Consider the following 21903-nt stretch of genomic DNA (forward strand, 5'->3'; position numbering starts at 1 on the left):
ACACAAATCCTAAGCCGATATTGACCCCAGTTCGGGTACAGGCGTGGCCAATGCTCGAGTGCGACGCCCCCTCATGTTAGGAAGGACCGTTGGCATCACGGAGGAGTGATCGTGGACCTGTACCCACTGTTCGGCACCTGGGCGAAGCAGTTCGGACTAGACGCTGCCGTCGCGAAGTTCGCGGCAGTCGGCGGAACGGAGCTTGCGGCAACCTACAAGGAGCAGTTCGAGGCCGATCTTGAGACCGTACAACTCGGCGGCCCGGCGATCGTCGCGGCGGGCAACGAATCCTGGTACTCGGGCTCGACCGACGGATCAATGTTCTGGCCACCACTACGAGCACACTTCCAAGATGCCCAGAATTGGGGCGCGGAACGCCTGGACGACCTCGAAAAGGCGGCGAACAAGGTCGTCGCGCACACCCCGCGGCCTGATCGTCAGCGTTACCAGGCTAGAGGCCTGGTTGTGGGATACGTCCAAAGCGGCAAGACCACGAACTTCACCTCGGTGATCGCGAAGCTCGCCGACGAGCAGTACAAATTTGTCATCGTTCTCTCAGGCATCCATAACGGATTGCGAAAGCAGACGCAGGCGCGCTTGAACAGCCAACTCAAGGGCCTGAACAACGAACACTGGATCACATTGACTGACGAGGACCGCGACTTCGGTCCGCAGGCCTCCGATGCGGTCAGCCTTCTCAAGTCGACTGAGAAGGTCGTGCTCGCGGTCGTCAAGAAGAACGCGACCGTGCTCGAGCGACTCATCAAGTGGCTGAGCGCTGGTGGGGCGCGCGGCGCGCTCGAGGATCTCCGGGTTCTCATCGTCGACGACGAAGCCGACCAAGCGTCAGTCGCCACCGGACGAATCAATCCCCTGATTCGCGACCTGCTCGCTCTCTTCCCGAGAAACACCTACATCGGTTACACCGCGACCCCGTTCGCAAATGTCTTCATCGACCCCGCATCGGCGGATCTGTACCCGAAGGACTTCATCCTCAACTTGCCTCGGCCGGACGGCTACTTCGGGACTGAGATGATCTTCGGAGCCGACGTCGTCGAGGGAGAGAACGAGGGTCCGGCTCCCGACGGTTACGACATGGTCCGCATCGTCCCCGAGGATGACGTTCAATTACTCCGCCCTTCGGGGAAAGCCAACGCTCTGGGGTTCGTACCGACCATGACGCCGGATCTGATCGACGCCGTCAGCTGGTTCTGGCTGGCGACCGCGGCGCGGCGAGCCCGGGGCGATCGCTCGCACAGCACCATGCTCATTCATACGTCGGTGAAGATCGATGTGCAGGAAGCTTTCAAGGACCCTCTCGAAGACATGCGGTCCCGAGCCCTTGCGGCGATCCGAGCCGGAGACGAAGAGTTCATCGAGACACTTCGAAACCTGTGGGTCAGGGAGACCGGGCGAGTCGACTCGATGAACTGGCATGGACGGCAGCAGAACTCGTTCGAGTCCGTGCTCCACGAATTCGGCGACGTTCTGGAAGCGCAACGAGTCGTGCTCGACAACTACCGGAGTGCAGATCGGCTCGACTACTCGTCGGGGCCGGTTGTAGCGATCGCGGTTGGAGGCAACACCCTGTCCCGTGGGCTCACGCTGGAAGGTCTCGTCGTCAGCTTTTTCGTCCGGACTGCGTCGGCGTACGACACACTGCTGCAGATGGCACGGTGGTTTGGCTTCCGTCCCGGATACGAGGACCTGCCTCGTATTTGGATGACCCATGCGCTCGAACGAGCGTTCCGCCACCTTGCAACCGTCGAACGCGAGATGCGGGACGACATCGACCAGTATCAACGGCAAAACCTCCGGCCGACCGACGTCGCGGTGAGAATCCGGACACACCCGTCTTTAGCGATCACGGCGAAGATGGGCGCCGCGGCACCTGCGAAGGTGTCGTACGCCGGACGGCGGCTCCAGACGAGGTACTTCCTACGTGAGAATCGCACCTGGCTCGAGAACAACATCGCTGCCGCTGGCGATTTAGTTCAGGACATCTCTTCCGGCGGCCGCGAGCCGGAGCAGCGCGGTTCGGCTGAGCTCTACCGTGACGTGCCCGCACACCTCGTCGTGGCGTTTCTCCGTCGTTACAACGTGCACGAGGATTCCGCCGACCTGATGCCTCGTCAACTCATTCGGTATATCGACGGCCAGCGCGGTGGTCCGCAGCCGGCGCTCGATAAGTGGACCGTCGTTGTCGTCCAGAGCTCCGGGGCGAAGATCGAGCTCGGAGGCCGGTCGTTTGGAACCGTGATTCGATCGCGACTCGACACAGGCGTGGACTCGATCGCCGACATCAAGACCCTAATGAGCAAACGGGACCGGTTGCTCGATCTAACGACGTGGGAGAGCTACGACGCTGGTAAGCCTGAGAATGAACTCGTGCAGCAGCGCGAGCGCGACACGGAGTACCGCTCGCGTGGCCTGCTCGTGCTGTATCCCATCGATGCGCGCAGCGAGCCGGTGGCTCCCGCGCGCGGAAGCGTCGCGCGAATTCCGATGGATGCGGTCGTTCCGGTGATCGGCTACGGCATCGTTTTCCCCGGCAGCGTCGGAGGCGGAACGACAGTCGAGGTGACCCACATGGCGGTCGACCTAGCTGGGGCGTCCGGGAGCGCTTGGGATGAGGACGGGGAACAGCGTGAGGACCTACAGGAAGCCCTTTACCTGGAGGAGGGCGACGAGTCTTGACCACCGATATGAGTGCAGTGCCGACGCTCGTGCGCGCCTGGGCCGTGCTCGTCCCGCCGCGCACCGCCGAACTCTCGTCCTTCGTACTCGACCAGCGGGCGGGGGAATCCGGACCACGCGCTGCGGTGGATCGCGCGGGGCGCCGGCATCTCCTCGTCCCGCACAAGGACGACGCCTCGATTCTCGTCGTCGAGCCGCACTCGGCGCTTACCACCAGCTCACGATCGCTCAGATTTGGCGCCGGTCCCCTCAACTACGTGGACATCGCGTGTCAGGACCCGTCCCTGCGTCGCGAGTTCGATCAAATCTGTGCCGACATCCTTGAAGCATTCGACGAAGATGGTGCGTCGCGGGCCGCGGAGCGTAGCGCACAAGTGATAGGTCGTTGGAGACGGCTCCTCCGAACCATGCGATCGCGCGCCTTGAGCCCGGAGCAGCGGATTGGGTTGTTCGCGGAGCTGAACGTCCTGCGAGCACTCGCTTCGGAGGGTCTGGCGGACGCGGACAGTTGGACGGGCCCAGAGGCCGCGCCGCACGACTTCGAGTTCAACTCCGCCTCGATCGAGGTCAAGGGCGTCGGAACGGAGGCGGATCACATCGTTGTCCACGGCCTCGAACAGTTGGACGAATTGGACGGGAAGCCCCTGCACCTCGTGATCGCCGAGGTCCAGGAGGACGTCGGCGGAGAGAGACTGGCAGACGTCCTCGCCGAAACCGAAGCGGCCGTCGCCAGGTCTGGCGCTCTTCGAGCCAAGGTCAACAAGCTCGGGTACAGCTCCGAGGACGACACTCGATTGTCGCTCGGCCAAGTATTCATGGTCCAGGTGACAGCGGCTTTTCCTCGGATCATCACACGCGACCTGGCTGCCGGTGTCCCCGAAGGCCTTTCGAGACTTTCGTACCATCTCGACCGCGCGGCGGTCATCGGGCAAATGCGAACCGTAAGTCTGGACGAGATCAAGCGAGCGATCAAGTGAGCGCCCAATGGTGGTCGCAACCGTTCGCCGAGGAAGGCTCCGCCACAGCCGAGGGCATCATCAACCAACTCGGGCGCCCCGCGCTCGACGAATTGACGGTACTCGTTCGAGAAGCGGCGCAAAACAGCTGGGACGCGCGCACCGGCACGAGTACGGTCGACTTCACCATCCGCGTTGCGCGCCTCGGAGACCTCGCATCCGCTTGGACGAGACGACTGACACCTGCGCCCATGGAGGGCGCTGTCGCCGCCCTGACGGACTATTTGCGACCCGAGTCCGTGATCGTGATCGTTTCGGACCGGAACACTCGCGGCCTCGGCGGACCTGTGCGGGCGGGATCAAAGGCACCCGATGGAACGAGGAGCGATTTCGTCCAGTTTCTGCGCAACGTCGGAGAGACCCGCGACAATGAATTTGGTGGCGGTACATACGGATTTGGGAAGGGCATCTTCTACAGGCTCAGCGGTGCTTCGACGATCCTCGTAGACAGTTACACCGGCGACGGCTCCGACTCGGAACGTCGGCTCATGGGAGCAGCCCTCGGCGCGAGCTTCTACAACGACGAACAGCGGCGCTACACCGGTCGGCACTGGTGGGGTGACGTTCGCGGCGGCATTCCCGACCCCGTTCTCGGCGAGGAAGCGGCATCGCTCTCCGATGAGCTCGGGTTGCCAGGCTTCGCCGACGGGCGTACCGGGACCGACATCGTCATAGTCGGAGCGGAGCTCGATTCCGCAGACCTGGAAATCGACTCACTAACGGCGGCCGGAGAGTTCCTCGCTTCGTCCATCCTCTGGAACCTCTGGCCCAAACTCGTCCGATCTGAGGTGGAGCCGGCGCCAATGCGATTCACTGTGGAAGTGGACGGCCTGCAGATCGAGGTCCCAGATCCGTTCAGTGTGCCCCACCTTCGACCGTTCGCGGAGGCCCTCCGAATCGTCCGGTCAAATGGTGGGATCTTCCATACAAGAAAGTCCGCACCGTGGTGTGTGGGTCGGCTCGCAACCGAACTTGGTGCGGCCGAGGCACCGTCATCGCCCGTCGTTGACCGGGCACGGCCCTTCGTCGGAGCGCCGCATCACGTTGCTCGCATGCGTCTCGCTGAGCTGGTGGTCGACTACCTTCCTGGTCCCGAGCATCCGGATCCAGTCTTCTCCTACGGCGGAGTCTTTCGGTCCACGATCGAGTCCGACGAGTACTTCGCCGCGGCTGAGCCTCCAACTCACGATGACTGGGTCGAGGCAGGTCTCCGCGGTACCAGTCGGGGTGTCGTTCAGAACGCACGCCATTTCATCCGCCGTGCACTCGAGGAGAAGTTCGGCATAGCCGTCAAGGCGCAGGCGCGAGGTGCCGCAGGACTCGGGGTCGTCGCGGCGCGACTCGCGCGGCTGACTCCGGGCATCTCCGCTGATGGCGCAACACGGAACTCAGGTCGCCCCGTCCCCACGGTTGGTCGGCGTCGTGAAGGAGCACCATCGAGGAGCGCACGAATCCTCGACGGCCCCGCCCTTCACATTTTCGGTGACCGTCCGTTCGTCGTAACGCGCGTATCGATCCCCGGTGGCACGTCCGAAAGCGCCTGGCGTGCCGAGGCGTCGGTCGTGCTCGACGGTGGTGGTCGCGAGTCCGCGGCGTTCGCCGGAGCGCGAACACCGAGTGTTGTCGAGTGGCGGCCCATCGACGGCGGGCCTTCGGTCGGAGGCAGCGCGATCACGATCGGGCCCGGCGCGGACTCGGAGTGGTGGGTTTACGCGACGTATGTCGAGGATGCCGTCGTGCGTGTGACTATCAGGAGGTCGAACGATGCCGCATGAGGTTAAGCCGTTTCGGGTGCCTTCATCGGAGAGCTGGCGCGTTGGGGAATGGCAGCTCCTTAGGGACGGCGGCTGGCAGGCGTTGCCAGACGTGCTTGAGGATTGGGATGCCGACACGGCTCTCCACGTTCGTCAGATCATCGACGTTGACCGCGAAGTCATTGTCGAACAGTCCGGTCTTGACCTGGGCGCCACGCTCGTGGTCACCGCGTCATGGTCGAGCTCGAGCAATCAGATGACCGATTTGATCGATCGCGTACCCGTAACTGAACGCGTCGTCACGCTGGAGGCGACACTCCCACAAGGGCGAATCGGAGGCGTTCTCACCATCACGACATCGCTCGCACTCGGAGCGACGGGGAATACCGGAGCCGTGGCTGCGCCGAAGGAGCCTGGATCGGTCCTGCTGGACTCAACCACCACGGTCGCGCTCCAGGGTGACGGTGCGATGTTCCCGGTCGCGGTGATCGATTTCGCGGCGACGCCATTCGACGTCGAATCGAGCTGGGTTCTTGAAGTCTCGAGCGATCTCGAAGCACCGTTCCTTGGCGTCTTCCAGTTGCTTGTCAACGAGCGCGACGAGGAGCTTGTTCGGGCGATTACCCGGCCGTCGTCCGACGCATCGGATCGGCAGCTGGTGTTCGCGTTGGAGGAAGGCGTGGCTGGCGTCCTTGCCGAAGCCGCCCTCGCGGTGCGAAACGAGCTTCGCGACGGCGGAGCTTGGGAACCGGGAACTGTCGGATCGGTGCTGAATTCGATGCTTGACGACGTCGAAAGCCGAGGACTCTCACTTCCAGGCTCGGGTCCGGAGGCGATTTCCGACTTTAAGAGTCGCCTCAGTGGCGTCGTCCGCTCTCTTGGATACGGCAGGAGCTTCACGTGAGTGCGTTGTGGCCACGACTGACGGCTTCGGTGGCTGCCGCCATGTACATCGAGGCACGCAGGGGTGCCCTAATGCCTGCGGACAGCCACCCGGCTCAGATCTATGCCCCCGTCGGTGGAAGGCGTGCGACATTACAAGAGGTCGCGGACCTTGCCTCCAGTGTCCGACAGCTCGCCGAAGGCTTCGGTTTCCCGGATCGGAGCGAGGTGTCCGCGCGGATCGCATTCGACCGAGCGGCGGCCCCGCTCATCCGAGCAAAGATGGATCTCAGCTGGTCGGAGGCCGCCGCCCGGGACGTTTGGTCGTTCCTCGCGCTCGTCGCTTTGCCCGACATCACGTCATGGCGATTCGGGACGGACAACTCGGAGCGATGGGTCGCGTCGGATCCGAACCGTCACACGTGGTCTCGATTATGGTGGCAGGCGATTGTGTTCGAAGGCGATCTCGCGCTCCTTGCCAAGCTCACCGAAAGCGACCTCAATCAACTCCTCGAGCGCCGTCGGATTGGTGGTGATCCGCGTCTGGCGCGGGCCATCGCGCGGGCAGTTGTTTCTCGGACGGCCAGCGGCGAAGGGCGACGCAAAATTATTCGCGACGTCACCGCACGAGTTCGCCGTCGCCTTGCATGGGCGGACATGTACTCGCTCGAGCCGAACGTGCTGGACGCGGTAATGTCGGGCTTCGTCGAGGAGTCGATCCAAAGGATCGGGGAGTCCTAGACACGCACCGAGAGCGAGACCGCCCGCGTCCTCGCCCCGCTCGCCTGCATCGGATACCGACTGTTCGCTGACCGTCGCTGGCCCGGTAGCCGCACAACCCAGATCGGCATGGTCGTCCGCGGCCGTGCTGGCGTCTTCATCGTCGACACGAAGGCCTGGCCTGAGGTCGCCATCGACGGCGACCGGATCACCCGCGGACAAGAGGACGTCACGGTCGCGAAGACGTGGAAGCAGGTCGACTACGACGCGACCATCCGGCAGGACGCGATCGACGACGGTCGGCCGCTCTGGTCTGCTGACACCACCGGATACGCGGTCAAGTCGATGTCGGTGAACGCAAGCCCTGGGTGTCGATCGAGGTGCAGTCGAACTGCGGCATGGGGGCCATCGCAGACTACGATTGACTGCGCCCGCGCGCGAGTGGTGAGTGGTGAGTGGGCAATGCCTCTCAAGCGGGATCGTCGAGCCCATCGAACGCCGCCGCTATCACCTCTGTCATGTCCTGACCGGCAAAGGCAACTTGCCGGACGAGCACAGCAGACGAGTTGGTGTGTTCTACACGCCGACCAAGACTCTGCACTTCAGCACTGGACAGTTCCCGCGCCCAGATGATGTCGTACGTCCGGGCGTCGAAGAGTACGAACAGCGCAGCTTCGAACGACCAGGACCGGAACGCCGAAAACGGCTGGCTGCGTCGGTCAGTCGGGTCGACGAGCCGGGCCTTCACCTGGATGCGCCGGCCGTCATCGGCGAGGAGGTCGTAGCTCTTCTCAGAGTTCGGAGCCAGTACTCCACCGTAGGCCCGGAGCGCGATCGACTCCGCGAGGTCGCCGAGCGGTGAGTTCCGAGTGCGAACCAATCCACGATGCAGCAGCTCCTCGATCACCGCGACCGACGTGGCGAGCAGCTGCCGGACGGACAGCGCTGACGGATCGAACGGCAACCCAGGCGTGTTCACCAGAGCACTGTACGGCTGCGGTCAGCGGATTGCTGTCTGGACAGGCTCAAGCCGGAGCAGGCACTGGTTCGAGTTGTAGGCGCCGACTTTCGCGGTCACAGCGATATTCGTTCCTTCGCCGATCGTGGCGGGCACGTCGCCAACGTAGTGCAGGTCGAACGTCGTATTGACGTCCTCGAATTGGAAGGCCGGCCCGCGACTTTCGGTCGTGCTGAAATCGCCAGCACCGAGCAGGATGTCGTAGCGCGTGGTGTAGCTGTCGTGATTGTTCATCTTCAGGACCGAGCCGTCGAAAGCAACTGTGCGACCTTCATAGTCGTTTGCGAACGCGCCGATCGAGGAATCGCAGTACTCCCCGAGCTGCAACAGCGATGCGAACTGCGGGGTGTTCGCCGCGGTGACGACCGCGGCGTCAGCGGTCGTTTCCGCCGCAGGAGTTGCAGCGGAGGACGGCGTCGGTGTCCGCGAACTTGTCGTCGCTGTCGTCGAAGCACCGTCTGCTCCGGTGTCGTTCTCGCTGCTGTCGCTCCCGAGTACTCCGGTAGCCCCGAGGACGATCACGACAACGAGTGCTGACGCGACGCCGCCACCGATGACGAGAGCACGCCGAGAGATCTTCCGCACCGGCCGCCGAATCTCGAGCTCGGACTGGAGGCGACCCTGCTTTTGAGAAACGACCTCCCACCCGTCCTGCTCCCATCGTGCCGCTGTGCGCGACTCCATCCCCCGCACACACTTGACCGTGCGCGTTTCGTACCGAACAGCCTCGTCGGCCATGCTCTCCCCGTTTCGTCTGCGCAGACGCGCCACCGACATTCAGTCGGCCCGCAGGAGCCTATGGGAGCGCGCATCCCTCCCCGAGCAGTGAGGCAACGCCTGCGCCACAACTGCGATATCCCTTCGGGATCACGCAAGAGTGGCACCGACGAGCCACGCGCCATCGACAGCTGCGTGCGCTCGATCTCGTGATCGGCCCGTCCAACCGCTGGCCGCGGGCAATGCCTAGGATTTCCTCATGAGCTCTGACTCTCTCGAGGTCCATCTGGACAATGCGAAGCAGGCCCTGAGAGCCGACCCATTCCCGGTCACGTCGGGCGAGCGGATGCCGACCGGTCCGGGCCTTTATGCGGTCTGGTCCAACGAGGAAACGTGGTCTGAACTCGGACTTGAGTGGCGGGGACCGCTCACTCCGCTCTACGTCGGCAAGGCCGAGGACAGCCTTCGCAAACGCGAGATCGACACGCACTTTGCGGCGGGACGCTCCGCGGTGTCGAAGACCGGATCGTCCACGCTGCGCCGCTCCTTCGCAGCACTTCTGGCCCCGTCGTTGGGCTTCCGGGCCATCCCGAGGAACGTCGAGAAGCCGGGGCACTTCCCGAACTACGCCCTGCGCTCGGACGATGATCTCCGTCTGACCACGTGGATGCACGAACACCTCCTGCTGTCCGCGTGGGCAAAGCCCGCAGAGTTGACTGCTCCTCTCCGCTTGCTGGAGGCGCTCATCATCCGCGAATGGGATCCGCCGATCAACATCCAGGGTGCCGCGAGCTCTCGCGTTGCGCTCAAAGCCGCACGCTCGGTGCTGAGTGCGCAGGCGCGGTCGTGGATGAACTGACCTCCACGGGATCCCACGCGCTCTGACTGTCTGGCCGTATTCCAGTTGGACACCTACTCGACGTGAGCGAAGCACGAGAGCCTCGCCACCGAACGACGGAAGGCGCGGCGCCAACCGGCACCGCGCCTCCCGTCCATCACGACGTCATCAACTCACCACGTCAACACGAACCGCCCCCGCGTCCCCCCAGCCTCCAACCGCTCATGCGCCTCCACAGCCCGAGCAGCCAGCAGCACCTCCGCCACCCGCGGCGTCAACGTCCCACTCTCCACCGCATGCCGCAGCTGCTCGAGCTTGTCGAACGACCGGTACTCCGAGAACACCATCACCTGCACGAACTCGATCCCGCGAGCCCCGTCGCCCTGCCACCCACGCACGTCGAAGAACACTCCCCCGTCTCGAACAGCATCGACGACGACCCCACGCTGCACCGCAGCATCGGCGAGCGCATCGACCCCCTCCGGCACGAGCTCGCGCACCGCGGCAGCAAACCCATCACCACGAGGCACGATGTGGTCCGGCCCGAGCGACCGCACCAGTGCTTCGTCGGCGGGGGCAGCATCCGCGATCACGGTCAGCCCGGCGGCCTTCGCCAGCTGCACCACGTAGTTCCCGAGCAGCCCAGCGGCCCCGGTCACGGCGAGCGTCTGCCCCGGCGCGAGCGAGGCGTGCGACAGGATCTGCAACGCCGTCAGCCCGTTCATGGGCACGGTTGCCGCAGCTTCGATAGACGTCCCGCGAGGGATCCGCGTGAACGACCCCACCGGCGCGACGAGCTCCTGCACGTAGGCGCCACCGTGGGCGCTGAGCGGCAATGCCATCGCCATGACCTCGTCGCCGACCTGCCATCCGGTGACGTCGGGCCCGACCTCGTCGATGACGCCGGCGGCGTCCATCCCCGGCACGTACGGCGGCGAGGCCTGCGAGCTGTCCCGCTGCCCGGCACGCACCCCCGTGTCGGTCGGGTTCACGGCGAACGCCTGCACCCGGATCCGCACGGACCCCGCGCCGGCGTGCGGCTCCGGCACCTCGTGGACGGCGAGGGCCTCGGGCCCTCCGAACTGTTCGACTCCGACGACCTGCATCCTCCCGGTCTACGCGCACGTTGCTTGACGCAACCTGACGCGACCACCCCACGGCCTGGAGGCCCGGCACCACCCCGCCCCGCGCCTCCCGCCCGTCAGGGGGTGCGGTCCACGGCACGTGGTGCGCCATGCTGGCACCGTGCGTTTCGACGAGCTCCTCACCCGGTCCGACGGTCCCGCGATCGCAGAGGAGCTCGCCGCTCTCCGCCGACCCGCCCGGTACGTCCTCGAGGGCATCCACCATGAGTCCCGGCAGAAGTACTGGCAGTTCCGCGTCGACATCGACGAGGCCGCGCAGACCTGGACTCTCGTGCGCCAGCGGGCCAAGCCGGTCTCCTACCGCGAGGGCGTGCTGCACGAGCCGGACGACGGCCCGATCGAGGTGTCGTTCGCCCGGAGCATGATCCCGTCTCCCGTCGTCCGGATGGCCGTCCCCGATCTGATGCTCCGGTGGGGCCGCGCCACGGACGACGTCCACCCGATCCTGATCCAGCACGTCGGCGAGCACTCGATCCTGGTGACGTTCGAGCACGGCGAGGACCCGGCGTTCCGCACGACGCTGGTGATCGACGAGCGCGACGGCATCGCCCGCCGGTCGTACGAGTACGGCCAGACCACGATCATCACGAACGTGCGGACCGCCGAGCCGGACGAGGTCCTGCCCCGCGCCCGCTTCGTGCAGCCGACGGACTGGATCCGGCCGCAGTACTGAGACGGTGACGGTTTCGGTTCACGATCCCCGACGATCGCGAACCAGAACCGTCACCGGCCGGAAACCGAACCACCTCCCCCGCCGGCACCATCCCCCGATCGGACGATGCCGAGACCACCGCCCCGGCCGATCCCCCACGGCCACCGGGCGGCGAAGCTGGACCCATGCCCGAGTCCCCCGCCATCGAGGTCCAGCACCTCGGCAAGCAGTACGCCACCGGCAAACGTGCCGTGGACGACGTCTCCTTCACGATCGAACGGGGCGAGGCCTTCGCGCTCCTCGGCCCCAACGGTGCCGGCAAGTCCACGACGGTCGAGATCCTCGAGGGCTACCGCTCCCGCACCGCCGGCGAGGTCCGCGTCCTCGGCCACGACCCGGCACGGACGAGCCGCAGCCACAACGCACGCATCGGCATCGTTCTGCAGACCAGCGCGGAGTCCCCGAACGTCACCGTCGCCGAGCAGCTGAACCACTTCGCGACGCTCTACCCGAAGCACCGCAGCGTCGAGGAGCTCCTCACCGCGACGGGGCTCGAGACGCAGCGCAACACCCGCATCAGCCGGCTGTCGGGTGGCCAGCGCCGCCGCGTCGACGTCGCCCTCGGCATCATCGGCCGGCCCGAGGTCCTGTTCCTCGACGAGCCGACCACGGGCTTCGACCCCGAGGCCCGCCGGCAGTTCTGGGACCTCCTGCGCCAGGTGCAGCACGACGGCACGACGATCCTGCTCACCACGCACTACCTCGACGAAGCCGCCCAGCTCGCCGACCGGGCCGCGGTCATCGCCGACGGGAAGCTCCTCGACCTCGCACCCATCGACGAGATCGGCGGCGCGGAGGCGCGCACGCCCCGGGTGCGCTGGCGCGACGACGACGGCGGACACCACGACGAACGCTCGACCGACCCGGTAGCACTGATCAGGAGCCAGGCCACGGCCATGCACGACCTCGAAGTCATCCGCCCGTCACTCGAGGACGTCTACCTCGACATGGTGGGCCAGCGATGAACACCGCAGCGCGCACGAGCGCCAGCCGCATCGGCTACGAGATTCGCTCCTACTTCCGCGCCCCCGACGCGGTGTTCTTCACGTTCCTCTTCCCCATCATCATGCTGGCGCTCTTCTCGGTCGCCTTCGCGGACGCCGACCCGATCCGCGCCATCGCAGCGAACGGCCGGCCGGTCGACGTCGACTACGCCACCTACTACCTGCCCGGCCTGGTCGCGACGGGCATCCTGCTCTCCGGCACGCAGTCCCTCGGCGTCGACATCGCCGGCGAGCGCAGCGACGGCACGTTGAAGCGCCTCGGCGGCACACCGCTGCCCGTCCTGTCGTACTTCGTCGGCAAGATCGGCATGGTCCTCGTCACCACGCTCGTGCAGACGGCCCTGCTGCTGGCAATCGCGAGCCTGGTGTTCGGCGTCGACCTGCCGACCGACGCGAGCAAGTGGGGTGTCTTCGCCGGGGTGATGGTCCTCGGCATCGCCACCAGCTGTGTCCTGGGCATCGCGGTCTCGGCACTCCCCCGCGAGGGTCGGCGCGCCACCGCCACCATCGTCCCGATCGTGCTGGTGCTGCAGTTCATCTCCGGCGTCTACCTGCCCTTCACGCAGCTCCCCACCTGGTTGCAGGACGTCGCGTCGGTCTTCCCCCTGCGCTGGATGGCGTCCGGCATGCGTTCGGTCTTCCTGCCCGGTGCGTTCGAGTCGGGTGAGCCGGGAGGCGCGTGGCACCTCGGCCTCGGAGCCCTCGTGTTGGCAGCGTGGCTGGTCCTGGGCACGGTGGCCTGCCTGCTGACGTTCCGGTGGAACCGCAAGGACGCCTGATGGCGCCCCGCTGGTGGGATGCTGGGCACATGAACGGCGAGACGTGGATGCGCAACCGGTGGTTGCACGTCTTCTTCGCGGGCACGATGCTCCTCACCGCCGTGATCACCGTGTTCGGCTGGTCCCCGTGGTCGATGCGCTGGCCCGCGTACACCGCGGTCGTGGTGCTCGTCGTCGCCTACGCCGTGTTCGGCCACCGCGGCTACGACAGCCCCCGTGCCGCCGCGGCCTTCCTGCCGCTGGTCCTCGTCGCGGCCCTGGTGCTGCCCGCCGTCGTGCCGAGCACCGCGTTCGTGCAGTGCATCGCGTTCCCCCTCGTCTGGGTGCAGTCCGAACGGGTCCGCACCGCCGTCCTGCTCTCGGTCGCGGTCGGCGTCGCGAGCGGCACCGGCCTGCAGGTCTCCGGCGGCTCGGACGCCCTCGTCAGCACCCTGCTCATCGAGGGCATCAGCGTGATCGGTGCCTGCGCGATGGGCGTGTGGATCTCGAGCGTCGCCGGCCTGTCCGAGGAGCGCCGCCAGCTCCTCGACGAACTCCGCGCCACCCAGCAGTCCCTGGCCGATGCCCACCGCAGCGCGGGCGTCGCGAGCGAACGGGAGCGCCTGGCCCGCGAGATCCACGACACCGTCGCGCAGAACCTCGCCGGCATCGTCATGCTCACCGAACGTGCCCGCAAGGACCTGGCGAACGACCGCGGTGCCGCGCTCGACGAACGGCTGGCGGTCCTCGAGGAGTCGGCACGAGCGGCGCTCGAGGACTCCCGCGCCCTCATCGCCGCCGGGGTCGCCGGTGCCACGAGCGGCAGTCTGGCCGGGGCCCTGCACCGCCTCGCCGAGCGCTACACCCGCGAGACCGGTACGCCCGTCGCCGTCGACGCGACCGACGGCGCGCTCGACCGTGACGCCCAGGTCGTGCTGCTCCGGGTCGTCCAGGAGTCCCTCGCGAACATCCGTGCCCACGCCGATGCCAGCTCCGTCCGCATCGTCCTGCAGCACGCGCCCGAACGGGTCGGCGTCCGTGTGACCGACGACGGCGTCGGGTTCGACACCGGCGTCCCGACGGCCGGGCACGGTCTCCGGGGCCTCCACGAACGGTTGGTGCTCTCCGGCGGTGCCTGCGCCATCACGAGCAGCCCGGGCCGGGGCACCGTCGTCGACGCGAGCCTGCCCACCGGACCCGAACCGAGCCTCCCGGCCGGCGATCGTCAGCCCGTGGCAGAGGTGACCCGGTGATCCGCGTCGTGGTCGCCGACGACCACCCGATCGTCCGGTCGGGCATCGTGGCCCTGCTGCAGGACGCCGACGACGTCGAGGTCGTCGGCCAGGCCAGCGACGGCCGCGCCGCGGTGACGGTGGCACTGGCCGAACGCCCCGACGTCGTGCTCATGGACCTCCGGATGCCCGTGCTCGACGGCGATGCGGCGACGGCGGAGATCCTCGCCGCCGATCCCGGCGTCCGCGTCCTGATCCTGACGACGTACGAGTCCGACGACCAGATCCTTGCCGCCATCGAAGCAGGTGCCACCGGCTACCTGCTCAAGGCCGCCCCGGAGTCCGAGATCCTCGCCGGCGTCCGGGCGACCGCAAGGGGTGAGACCGCGCTCGCGCCCTCCGCGGCCGCAGCGCTCGTCCGCCGAGCGACGGGCTCGCTCCCCGCCGCGGCCGGCCCATCGCTGACCCCGCGCGAGCTCGACGTCCTGCGCCTCGTCGCCCAGGGCAACAGCAACCCGGCGATCGGCCGCGCGCTGTTCCTCAGCGAAGCCACGGTGAAGACCCACCTCGGCCACGTCTTCGAGAAGCTCGGCGTGAACGACCGCACCCGCGCCGTCACCCGCGCGATGGAGCTCCAGCTCCTTCCCTGACCTGCGAGCGACTTCGGAAGTCGCCTACGAATTCCCGCCTCTGGTCGATGGGAGTTCATGAGCCGGTCACTGCCTGCTCATCACCTCGACCAGGAACGGACCCCGATGGCTCGCAAGGACAAGAACGCACCGGCACCGATCTGCTTCGATGAAGCGAAGTTCGACCGTGCGTACCGACGTCGCGAAGCACCGACCCAGGACCTCGTGTCCGCATTCCACAACGCCGACCGCCGTGACGGTGAGACGGTGCTCCGAGTACTGAACCGCGTACGAGCTGATGCCGCGACCGGCCCTGGCGGCATCCTCGCGATGTTCGCCATCGCCCTCACGGCTTTGGCCCTGATGACCACCATCGCGCTGACGGTGGCCGCCGGATCATCCTCGGAGAACTGGAAGGTGGCGTTCGGGACGAGCATGGTCGTCGTCGCAGTCGGCTTCACCGTGTTCGGCGTCTGGCTCTACGTGTGGCAGTCCGCCCGTCACCGCTGCGCGAACATGTGGAAGGCCGCTCTCGAAACCGCGTGATTCGGGGGAGCAGACATCCTGCGGCGCCGGTGACGGTTCTGGTTCACGATCCCCGAGGATCCTGAACCGGAACCGTCACCGCGCGGACACGAACCCGCGTCCCCCGCGCCGTGGACGCGACCACCGACGGAACGGGAGGCACGGTGCCTGCCCGCACCGTGCCTCCCGTCCGCTCCAGCACGCGCCCTGCCATCGCGACGCGCGCCCGCTCAGGCCCCCGCGTCCGCCTCCTGCGACCGGACGCGGAGCACCCGCGCTGTGGGGGTCGATCCACCGTTCGCGACCTCGAGCGAGCCCGAAGCGGCGTCCCACGCCACGGACCACGACCCGAGTGCCGTCGGGAACAGCGGCTCGACGACCACCGCCTGCCCGGCGAACGCCGGCAGCGGCAACGACACCGACGCCGACGCACCGGGCAGCGACCACACCGACAGGTACAGGTCGCCCGAGGCGGCGTGCAGTCCGAGTGCGGTCCAGGGGTCCTCCCAGGCGGGCAGCCCGAGGGGCCAGACCGGGACGGACGCCTCGACGACGTCCAGGATCTGCCGGTGTGCCGCGACAGCGTCACCGACCACCGCCCGCTGCGACGACGACATCTCGTTCAGGTACCCGGACAGGTACATCCGCCCGAGCACCCCGTTCACGAGCGACAGCGTGAACAGCTCCGGGTCCATCGTCGGCGCCGGGTACGCCCAGTTCCCCGCCTGTTCGGGCAGCATCGCAGCGGGAGCGGCGGCGGCGATCGTGGCGGACAACACCGGGTCCTGCTGGTCCGACGTCGACTGCATGTGCAGGCGGGACAGCATGGCCCAGTCGGCGCGCATCGCTCCCGAGGCGCAGTTCTCGATGAGCAGTGCCGGGTACCGCTCCTGCACCGCGTCGAGCCAGTCGAGCAGCGCCCGCTCGTGGTCGAGCATCCCGGCGAACGGCCCGGTCATCGTGTTGTTGTCCATCTTGAAGAACGTCACCCCGAGCGTCCCGACCAGTCGATCGACGACCGAGTCCAGGTGCGCGCGGGCCTCCGGCGAGCGCAGGTCGAGCAGGTGCCGCCCGTGCTCCGCGACCCGGACCCCGTGGTGCTCGACGAACGCGGACGACGGCAGGGTCGAAGCCAGCGGCGAGTGGATGCCGATGACCTCGGGTTCGAGCCAGAGGCCGGCCTGCATGTCGCGCGCACGGATGTGGTCGATGACGGCACCAAGCCCCGTCGGGAACCGCGAAGCCGCTTCCTCCCATGCTCCGACGGTGTCCCACCAGTGCCCCTCGGCGTACCAGCCGGCGTCGATGCAGAACAGGTCCGCTCCGGCGTCGGCGGCCGCGTCGATGAGCGGCAGGAGCTTCTCGGTGGTCGGGTCGCCCATGAGCGTGTTCATGTAGTCGTTGAACACCAGGGGCAGGGCACGGTCGGCCTCCCGCACGTGCCGGAACGCCCGACGCTGCCGGGTGAGCACCCCGAAGGCGTCGTCGATCGACCCGGCGATGCCGACGGACACCGGCACCGAGGTGAACGGCTGCTCCGGCGTGACAACGGTGGTCCATTGGTGTTCCTGGTCGGTGGGGCCGCTCAACAGCAGGTACGCGTGCCGACGGGTCTCGCCGAGCTCGTACAGCCACGGCCCGTTGTGCTCGACCTGCCAGACGAGCGCGTACGGAAACGACACAGCGTCCTCCGCCCGCAGCACCCCGATCGGCAGCGCCTCACCCGTCGACCACGAGCCGCGGTTCTGCACGACGGCGCGGCTGCGGGGCGGGTGGTGCTGGGCCTCCCGGTCGATCGCCGCGAGCCCGATCGACCGCAGCGGATCGGTCCGCCACCGGCTCTCCGCTGCCCAGTCGTTGTCGGCGTGCACGAGGGAGAGCTCGTCGACGGTGGCGCCCGAGTCGGTCAGGAACGCCCCGGTCGCGAACGACGACACGGAGTCGATGACGTGCTCACCGTGCTCGGCCGACACCTCGGTCCACGTCTGGAACGCGGGCACGCCGGCGCGCGCCCGGAACACCGACTCGGCCTGGAGGCCCGTGGCCGCGTCCGCCTGCACGATCCGGAACCACAGGTCGGTCCCGTCGTCGTGCACGTGGTGCGACACGGGGCGCAGTCGCGCACCGATCGTGGAGTCCACGTGCCGAAATCCGCCCGGGAACCGACCGTGCCCGATCGTCGTCAGCTCGACGAGCGGTTGCGGGTCGTCCGGCCCGTCAGCGAGCGTGCCACCGGCGAGCGCTCCGCCGGCCGACGCTCCGCCGGCCGGCACGAACGACACGAGCGCCGCGGGCTGGTCCGCACCGACCCGGAACCGTGCCGCGAACCCGTCGGTGACCCAGTCGACGAACGTCGACCCGTCGCTCATCGCGCCCCGACCGGTGCGGGCTCGCTCGACACCCAGTCCCCGACCGTGTGGTCGTAGCAGGTGGTGTTGTCGATCTTCGTCCGGTCGAGCGGCGGCCCCGCGGTGATCCGGCGCTCGATGCGCTCCGGGTCGGGGGCGGCCTCGGCGAGCAGCCGGGTGTAGTCGTGGTGCGGGTCGAGGATGACGGCGTCCGACGGACCGCGCTCGACGACCCGGCCGCGGTAGAGCACGAGGATCTCGTCGGAGAAGTGCCGCGCAGTCGCCAGGTCGTGCGTGATGTAGAGCACGGCGAGTTCGTCCTCGCGCTGCAGCCGACCGAGCAGGTTGAGCACGCTCAGGCGGATCGAGACGTCGAGCATCGACACGGGTTCGTCGGCGATGAGCACCTGGGCGCCCGGGGCGAGTGCGCGGGCGATGGCGACGCGCTGCCGCTGCCCGCCGGAGAGCTCGTGCGGCCGCCGCGACGCGAAGTCCTCGTCGAGGTTCACCCGGCCGAGCAGTTCCCGCACCTTGTCGGCGGTCTCGTCGGCGCCGCGGGCCCGGTGGTGCAGCTGCAGCGGCCGGGCGATGTGGTGCTCGATCGAGTGGAACGGGTTGAGCGACGCGAACGGGTCCTGGAACACCATCTGCACGTGCCGCCGGTACATGCTGCCCTCGACGGGGGTGCCGTCCTCGAGCCGCACGTCGATCGAGCCGCGCGTCCTGGTCTCGAGCTTGGCGAGCATCCGCGCGATGGTGGACTTGCCCGAGCCGGACTCCCCCACGAGCGCGACGGTCCGGCCGGGCAGCAGGTCGAACGACACGTCGTCGACGGCCCGCAGGGTGGTGCGCTTCAGGCCCTTGCGGGTGTGGAAGTCCTTGCCGAGGTGGCTGACGGTCACACTGGTCATCGGTCCGTCTCCTGTGCTGCCTGGACCACGACGGCCCGGGTGTCGGTCTCGGGTTCGGCGCCGTCCTCGACCCCGGTGCGGATGAACGCGCCGCGGGCTCCGGACAGGCTCGGGAACGACTGCAGCAGCTTCCGCGTGTACGGGTGCTGCGGGTCGTGCTGGATCACGCTGGCTCGGTCGCACTCGACGACCTCGCCGCGGAGCATGATCGCGATCCGGTCGCTGATCTCGAGCAGCAGCGGCAGGTCGTGCGTGATGAACACGACGGCGAACCCGAGCTCGTCGCGCAGTCGGACGATCTCGCGCAGGATCTCCCGCTGCACCACGACGTCGAGCGCGGTGGTCGGCTCGTCCATGATCATGATCTGCGGTTCGAGCAGCATCGCCATCGCGATCATCACGCGCTGCCGCATGCCGCCCGACAGTTCGTGCGGGTACGCGGTGATGCGGGACGGGTCGACGCCGACGCGGCGCAGGGCGTCCTCGGCGATGGCCCGTCGTTCCTTGCGGGGCAGGCCCTTGCGGTGTTCGACCAGGGCGTCGTCGAGCTGGGCGCGGATCGTGGTGACCGGGTTGAGCGCGTTCATGGCTCCCTGGAACACCATCGACAGCTTCGACCACCGCACGGCCCGGAGCTGCTCGTGCGGCAGGCCGAGCAGGTCGACGTCGGTGCCGTCCCGGTCGTGGAACGTGATGCTGCCCGACGTGACCTTCGCCGGCGGCCGGTGCAGCCGGGTGATGGCGTACGCCAGGGTCGTCTTGCCGCAGCCCGACTCCCCCGCGAGCCCGAGGATCTCGCCGGGCGCCAGGGTGAGCGAGACGTCCTTGACGGCGTGCACGGGGTGCTCGGTCTCGTAGACGACGTCGAGGTGGTCGATGGTCAGCACGGCCGGCCGGCGGCCGTCGCCCGTGGCGTCGGAGGTGACCGGTCGTGCGGTGTCGGTGGCGCTCATCGGGCGACCCCCTTCGTGTCGTGACCGGCGGTGGCGACGCGGGTCGGGCCTCCCGAGCGGGCCGCACGCTTCGCACGACGGTCGCGCCGTCGCTGCGCACGCACGTTCGCGAGTCGCGGGTTGATGACCTCGTCGATCGAGAAGTTCACCAGCGACAGGCCCATGCCGAGCAGGGCGATGAGCAGGCCCGGCGGCACGAACCACCACCAGGCGCCGTTCGCCAGCGCGAAGCCGTTCTGGGCGTAGAAGAGCATGGTGCCGAGCGTCGACGAGTTCGACGCCCCGAGCCCGAGGAACGACAGCCCCGCCTCCCCGAGGATCGCCGCGATCACCGCGAACACGAACTGCGACGCGAGCACCGGCAGCAGGTTCGGCAGGATCTCGACGGCGATGACCCGCCAGGGCCGTTCGCCGGCGACCCGGGCGGCGGACACGTAGTCGCGGTTGCGGATCGACATCGTCTGCGCCCGCAGCACCCGGGCGGACCCGGCCCACGACGTGATCGCCAGGACGACCGCGATGGTCCAGAGCCCTCGGGCCTCACGCGGCACCAGGCCGGAGATGACGATGACGAGCGGCAGGCCGGGGATGACGAGGAACACGTTCGAGAACAGCGAGAACGCCTCGTCCATGATCCCGCCCAGGTAGGCGCCGAGGATGCCGAAGAACGCGGACAGCACCGTGGCGAGGACACCGACGATGAGCCCGATCTGCAGGCTCCCTCGGGTGGCGAAGGCGAGCTGCGCCAGGACGTCCTGACCGGTCTGGGTGGTGCCGAGGACGTTCGAGCCGCTCGGTCCCTGCAGCCCAGTGTCGCGGATGGTGGTCGGGTCGCCGACGAGCAGCGGTCCGATCACCCCGAACAGCGTGACGCCGGCGACGAGCGCGATGCCCGTGACGAGCCACGGGGTGAGCGTTGGGAGGAACCTGCGGAACCCGCCCTTCGACGCGCGCCGGGTGGCGATCGACGTGGTGCTGTCGGCCTCCTCGGTCAGCGCACCGATGGTGGGCTCGGTCTCCTGCTGGATGTTGGTCATGGTCGTCTCCTCCCCTAGCTCCGGGCCCGCGTGCGCGGGTCGATCAGTCCGTACAGCAGGTCGACGACGAGGTTCGCGCCGAGGACCGCCAGGGTGATGAACAGGAAGATGCCCTGCATGAGCGCGTAGTCGTTGTTCGTCACGGCGGACAGCAGTTTCGACCCGATGCCCGGGTACGAGAACACCTGCTCGGTGACGACGGAACCGGACACGATGAACCCGAGGGAGATCGCGAAGCCGGCGACGGACGGCAGCACGGCGTTCCGGGCGGCGTAGGTCCGCAGGATCTTGCCGTCGGACAGGCCCTTCGCCTGCGCGGTGGTGATGTAGTCCTCGGACAGCGTCGACACCATCATGTTGCGCATGCCGAGCAGCCAGCCGCCGAGCGACGCGAGCACGATCGTCACCGCCGGCAGCACTCCGTACTGCACCGCCGAGACGATGAAGTCCCAGTTGAACCCGGGCGTCAGGATGACGTCGTAGCCGCCCTGCGCCGGGAACAGGTGGAGCCCGGTGGCGAAGAAGTACACCAGGATCAGCGCGAGCCAGAAGTACGGCACCGCGGCGAGCAGGGTGGTGGCCGGCACGAACGAGTCGAGCCAGGTGCCGGGCCGCCACCCGACGAAGGCCCCGAGGCCGACGCCGATGATCGCGGCCACGATGGTGGCGATCCCGACCAGGGCGATGGTCCACGGCAGCGAACTGCCGATCACCTCGGTGACGGGGGCCGGGAAGTAACTGACGGACACGCCGAGGTCACCGCGGAACACGTTGACCAGGTAGTGGCCGTACTGGGAGATGAGCGGCTCCGAGGAATCGCCACCGAGGAGCAGCTCGTACGCCTCCCGGGTCGCCGGGGTCACCTGCCCGCCGCGCTGCTGGAGCTTGGCGAGCAGGATGTCCACCGGGTTGCCGGGTAGGAGCCTGGGGATGATGAAGTTCAGCGTCAGGGCCGCCCACAGTGCGACGACGTAGAAACCGATCTTGCGCAGGAAGTAGGTCATCGT

20 protein-coding genes and 1 pseudogene are annotated in these 21903 nt (G+C 67.7%); 13 read left to right on the forward strand and 8 right to left on the reverse strand.

What is annotated here, in order from left to right:
- The first annotated feature begins 111 nt into the window (after positions 1 to 111).
- The 6 genes and pseudogenes from DEJ03_RS14465 to DEJ03_RS18265 all read left to right on the forward strand — a co-directional run.
- On the forward strand, positions 112 to 2697 hold the full coding sequence (locus DEJ03_RS14465) for a Z1 domain-containing protein (RefSeq protein ID WP_146237747.1): 2586 nt from the start codon (positions 112 to 114) through the stop codon (positions 2695 to 2697).
- Positions 2694 to 3674: a PD-(D/E)XK motif protein gene (locus tag DEJ03_RS14470; RefSeq protein ID WP_146237748.1), complete on the forward strand. Its 981-nt coding sequence runs from the start codon at positions 2694 to 2696 to the stop codon at positions 3672 to 3674. The genes DEJ03_RS14465 and DEJ03_RS14470 overlap by 4 nt, the downstream gene beginning before the upstream one ends.
- On the forward strand, positions 3671 to 5488 hold the full coding sequence (locus DEJ03_RS17745; protein ID WP_146237749.1) for a hypothetical protein: 1818 nt from the start codon (positions 3671 to 3673) through the stop codon (positions 5486 to 5488). The genes DEJ03_RS14470 and DEJ03_RS17745 overlap by 4 nt, the downstream gene beginning before the upstream one ends.
- Complete coding sequence (locus DEJ03_RS14475; RefSeq protein WP_146237750.1) at positions 5478 to 6371, forward strand: hypothetical protein; 894 nt, start codon at positions 5478 to 5480, stop codon at positions 6369 to 6371. The genes DEJ03_RS17745 and DEJ03_RS14475 overlap by 11 nt, the downstream gene beginning before the upstream one ends.
- The gene (locus DEJ03_RS14480) at positions 6368 to 7090 is read left to right on the forward strand and encodes a hypothetical protein (RefSeq protein ID WP_146237751.1); all 723 of its coding nucleotides are present in this window, start codon (positions 6368 to 6370) and stop codon (positions 7088 to 7090) included. The genes DEJ03_RS14475 and DEJ03_RS14480 overlap by 4 nt, the downstream gene beginning before the upstream one ends.
- 18 nt (positions 7091 to 7108) lie before the next feature.
- Positions 7109 to 7264 (forward strand): annotated as a pseudogene (locus DEJ03_RS18265) (nuclease-related domain-containing protein); the annotation flags it as partial.
- A 274-nt stretch (positions 7265 to 7538) separates the two neighbouring features.
- Here the strand turns inward: DEJ03_RS18265 and DEJ03_RS18270 are convergent.
- Positions 7539 to 8048 carry a DUF6998 domain-containing protein gene (locus tag DEJ03_RS18270; protein ID WP_258370834.1) on the reverse strand — a complete coding sequence of 170 codons (510 nt, stop codon included), beginning with the start codon at positions 8046 to 8048 and terminating at the stop codon, positions 7539 to 7541.
- Positions 8049 to 8069: 21 nt separating this feature from the next.
- Positions 8070 to 8825, reverse strand: a complete 756-nt coding sequence (locus DEJ03_RS14490) for a DUF4839 domain-containing protein (protein WP_181422739.1) — start codon at positions 8823 to 8825, stop codon at positions 8070 to 8072.
- Positions 8826 to 9063: 238 nt separating this feature from the next.
- Between DEJ03_RS14490 and DEJ03_RS14495 the strand changes: the two genes are divergently transcribed.
- Positions 9064 to 9663, forward strand: a complete 600-nt coding sequence (locus DEJ03_RS14495) for a GIY-YIG nuclease family protein (RefSeq protein WP_110865145.1) — start codon at positions 9064 to 9066, stop codon at positions 9661 to 9663.
- 152 nt (positions 9664 to 9815) lie between these two features.
- On the opposite strand, the gene DEJ03_RS14500 is transcribed toward DEJ03_RS14495, so the two are convergent.
- Positions 9816 to 10748 carry an NADP-dependent oxidoreductase gene (locus DEJ03_RS14500; RefSeq protein WP_110865146.1) on the reverse strand — a complete coding sequence of 311 codons (933 nt, stop codon included), beginning with the start codon at positions 10746 to 10748 and terminating at the stop codon, positions 9816 to 9818.
- 139 nt (positions 10749 to 10887) lie between these two features.
- Here DEJ03_RS14500 and DEJ03_RS14505 point away from each other — a divergent pair, with 139 nt between their 5' ends.
- The 6 genes from DEJ03_RS14505 to DEJ03_RS14530 all read left to right on the forward strand — a co-directional run bounded on the left by DEJ03_RS14505 (position 10888) and on the right by DEJ03_RS14530 (position 15668).
- Entirely contained in the window at positions 10888 to 11460 is a 573-nt protein-coding gene (locus DEJ03_RS14505; protein WP_110865147.1) for a hypothetical protein, read from the forward strand.
- Between the two features lie 164 nt (positions 11461 to 11624).
- The gene (locus DEJ03_RS14510) at positions 11625 to 12464 is read left to right on the forward strand and encodes an ABC transporter ATP-binding protein (protein WP_181422740.1); all 840 of its coding nucleotides are present in this window, start codon (positions 11625 to 11627) and stop codon (positions 12462 to 12464) included.
- Complete coding sequence (locus tag DEJ03_RS14515; RefSeq protein ID WP_110865149.1) at positions 12461 to 13282, forward strand: ABC transporter permease; 822 nt, start codon at positions 12461 to 12463, stop codon at positions 13280 to 13282. The genes DEJ03_RS14510 and DEJ03_RS14515 overlap by 4 nt, the downstream gene beginning before the upstream one ends.
- A gap of 29 nt (positions 13283 to 13311) precedes the next feature.
- Positions 13312 to 14514, forward strand: coding sequence for a sensor histidine kinase (locus DEJ03_RS14520; protein WP_146237752.1), 1203 nt, complete (start codon positions 13312 to 13314; stop codon positions 14512 to 14514).
- Positions 14511 to 15143, forward strand: a complete 633-nt coding sequence (locus DEJ03_RS14525) for a response regulator transcription factor (protein WP_110865151.1) — start codon at positions 14511 to 14513, stop codon at positions 15141 to 15143. Before DEJ03_RS14520 ends, DEJ03_RS14525 begins: the two co-directional genes overlap by 4 nt.
- 105 nt (positions 15144 to 15248) lie before the next feature.
- The gene (locus DEJ03_RS14530; RefSeq protein ID WP_110865152.1) at positions 15249 to 15668 is read left to right on the forward strand and encodes a tripartite tricarboxylate transporter TctB family protein; all 420 of its coding nucleotides are present in this window, start codon (positions 15249 to 15251) and stop codon (positions 15666 to 15668) included.
- Between the two features lie 209 nt (positions 15669 to 15877).
- Here DEJ03_RS14530 and DEJ03_RS14535 read toward each other — a convergent pair whose 3' ends face one another.
- From DEJ03_RS14535 to DEJ03_RS14550, 5 genes are read right to left on the reverse strand one after another with little or no spacing between them, the layout of a single operon-like run.
- A complete protein-coding gene (locus DEJ03_RS14535; protein WP_110865153.1) occupies positions 15878 to 18016 on the reverse strand; it encodes a glycoside hydrolase family 36 protein in 2139 nt (712 codons plus the stop codon).
- Positions 18013 to 18906: an ABC transporter ATP-binding protein gene (locus DEJ03_RS14540; protein WP_110865154.1), complete on the reverse strand. Its 894-nt coding sequence runs from the start codon at positions 18904 to 18906 to the stop codon at positions 18013 to 18015. Before DEJ03_RS14540 ends, DEJ03_RS14535 begins: the two co-directional genes overlap by 4 nt.
- The gene (locus DEJ03_RS18060) at positions 18903 to 19859 is read right to left on the reverse strand and encodes an ABC transporter ATP-binding protein (protein ID WP_051596654.1); all 957 of its coding nucleotides are present in this window, start codon (positions 19857 to 19859) and stop codon (positions 18903 to 18905) included. The genes DEJ03_RS14540 and DEJ03_RS18060 overlap by 4 nt, the downstream gene beginning before the upstream one ends.
- Positions 19856 to 20896 (reverse strand): ABC transporter permease, encoded by a 1041-nt coding sequence (locus DEJ03_RS18065; protein ID WP_181422741.1) that lies wholly within the window; start codon positions 20894 to 20896, stop codon positions 19856 to 19858. Before DEJ03_RS18065 ends, DEJ03_RS18060 begins: the two co-directional genes overlap by 4 nt.
- 14 nt (positions 20897 to 20910) lie before the next feature.
- The gene (locus DEJ03_RS14550) at positions 20911 to 21900 is read right to left on the reverse strand and encodes an ABC transporter permease (protein ID WP_110865155.1); all 990 of its coding nucleotides are present in this window, start codon (positions 21898 to 21900) and stop codon (positions 20911 to 20913) included.
- Positions 21901 to 21903: the final 3 nt, after the last annotated feature.

It is taken from the genome of Curtobacterium sp. MCLR17_043 (assembly GCF_003224215.1).
GTDB lineage: Bacteria > Actinomycetota > Actinomycetes > Actinomycetales > Microbacteriaceae > Curtobacterium > Curtobacterium flaccumfaciens.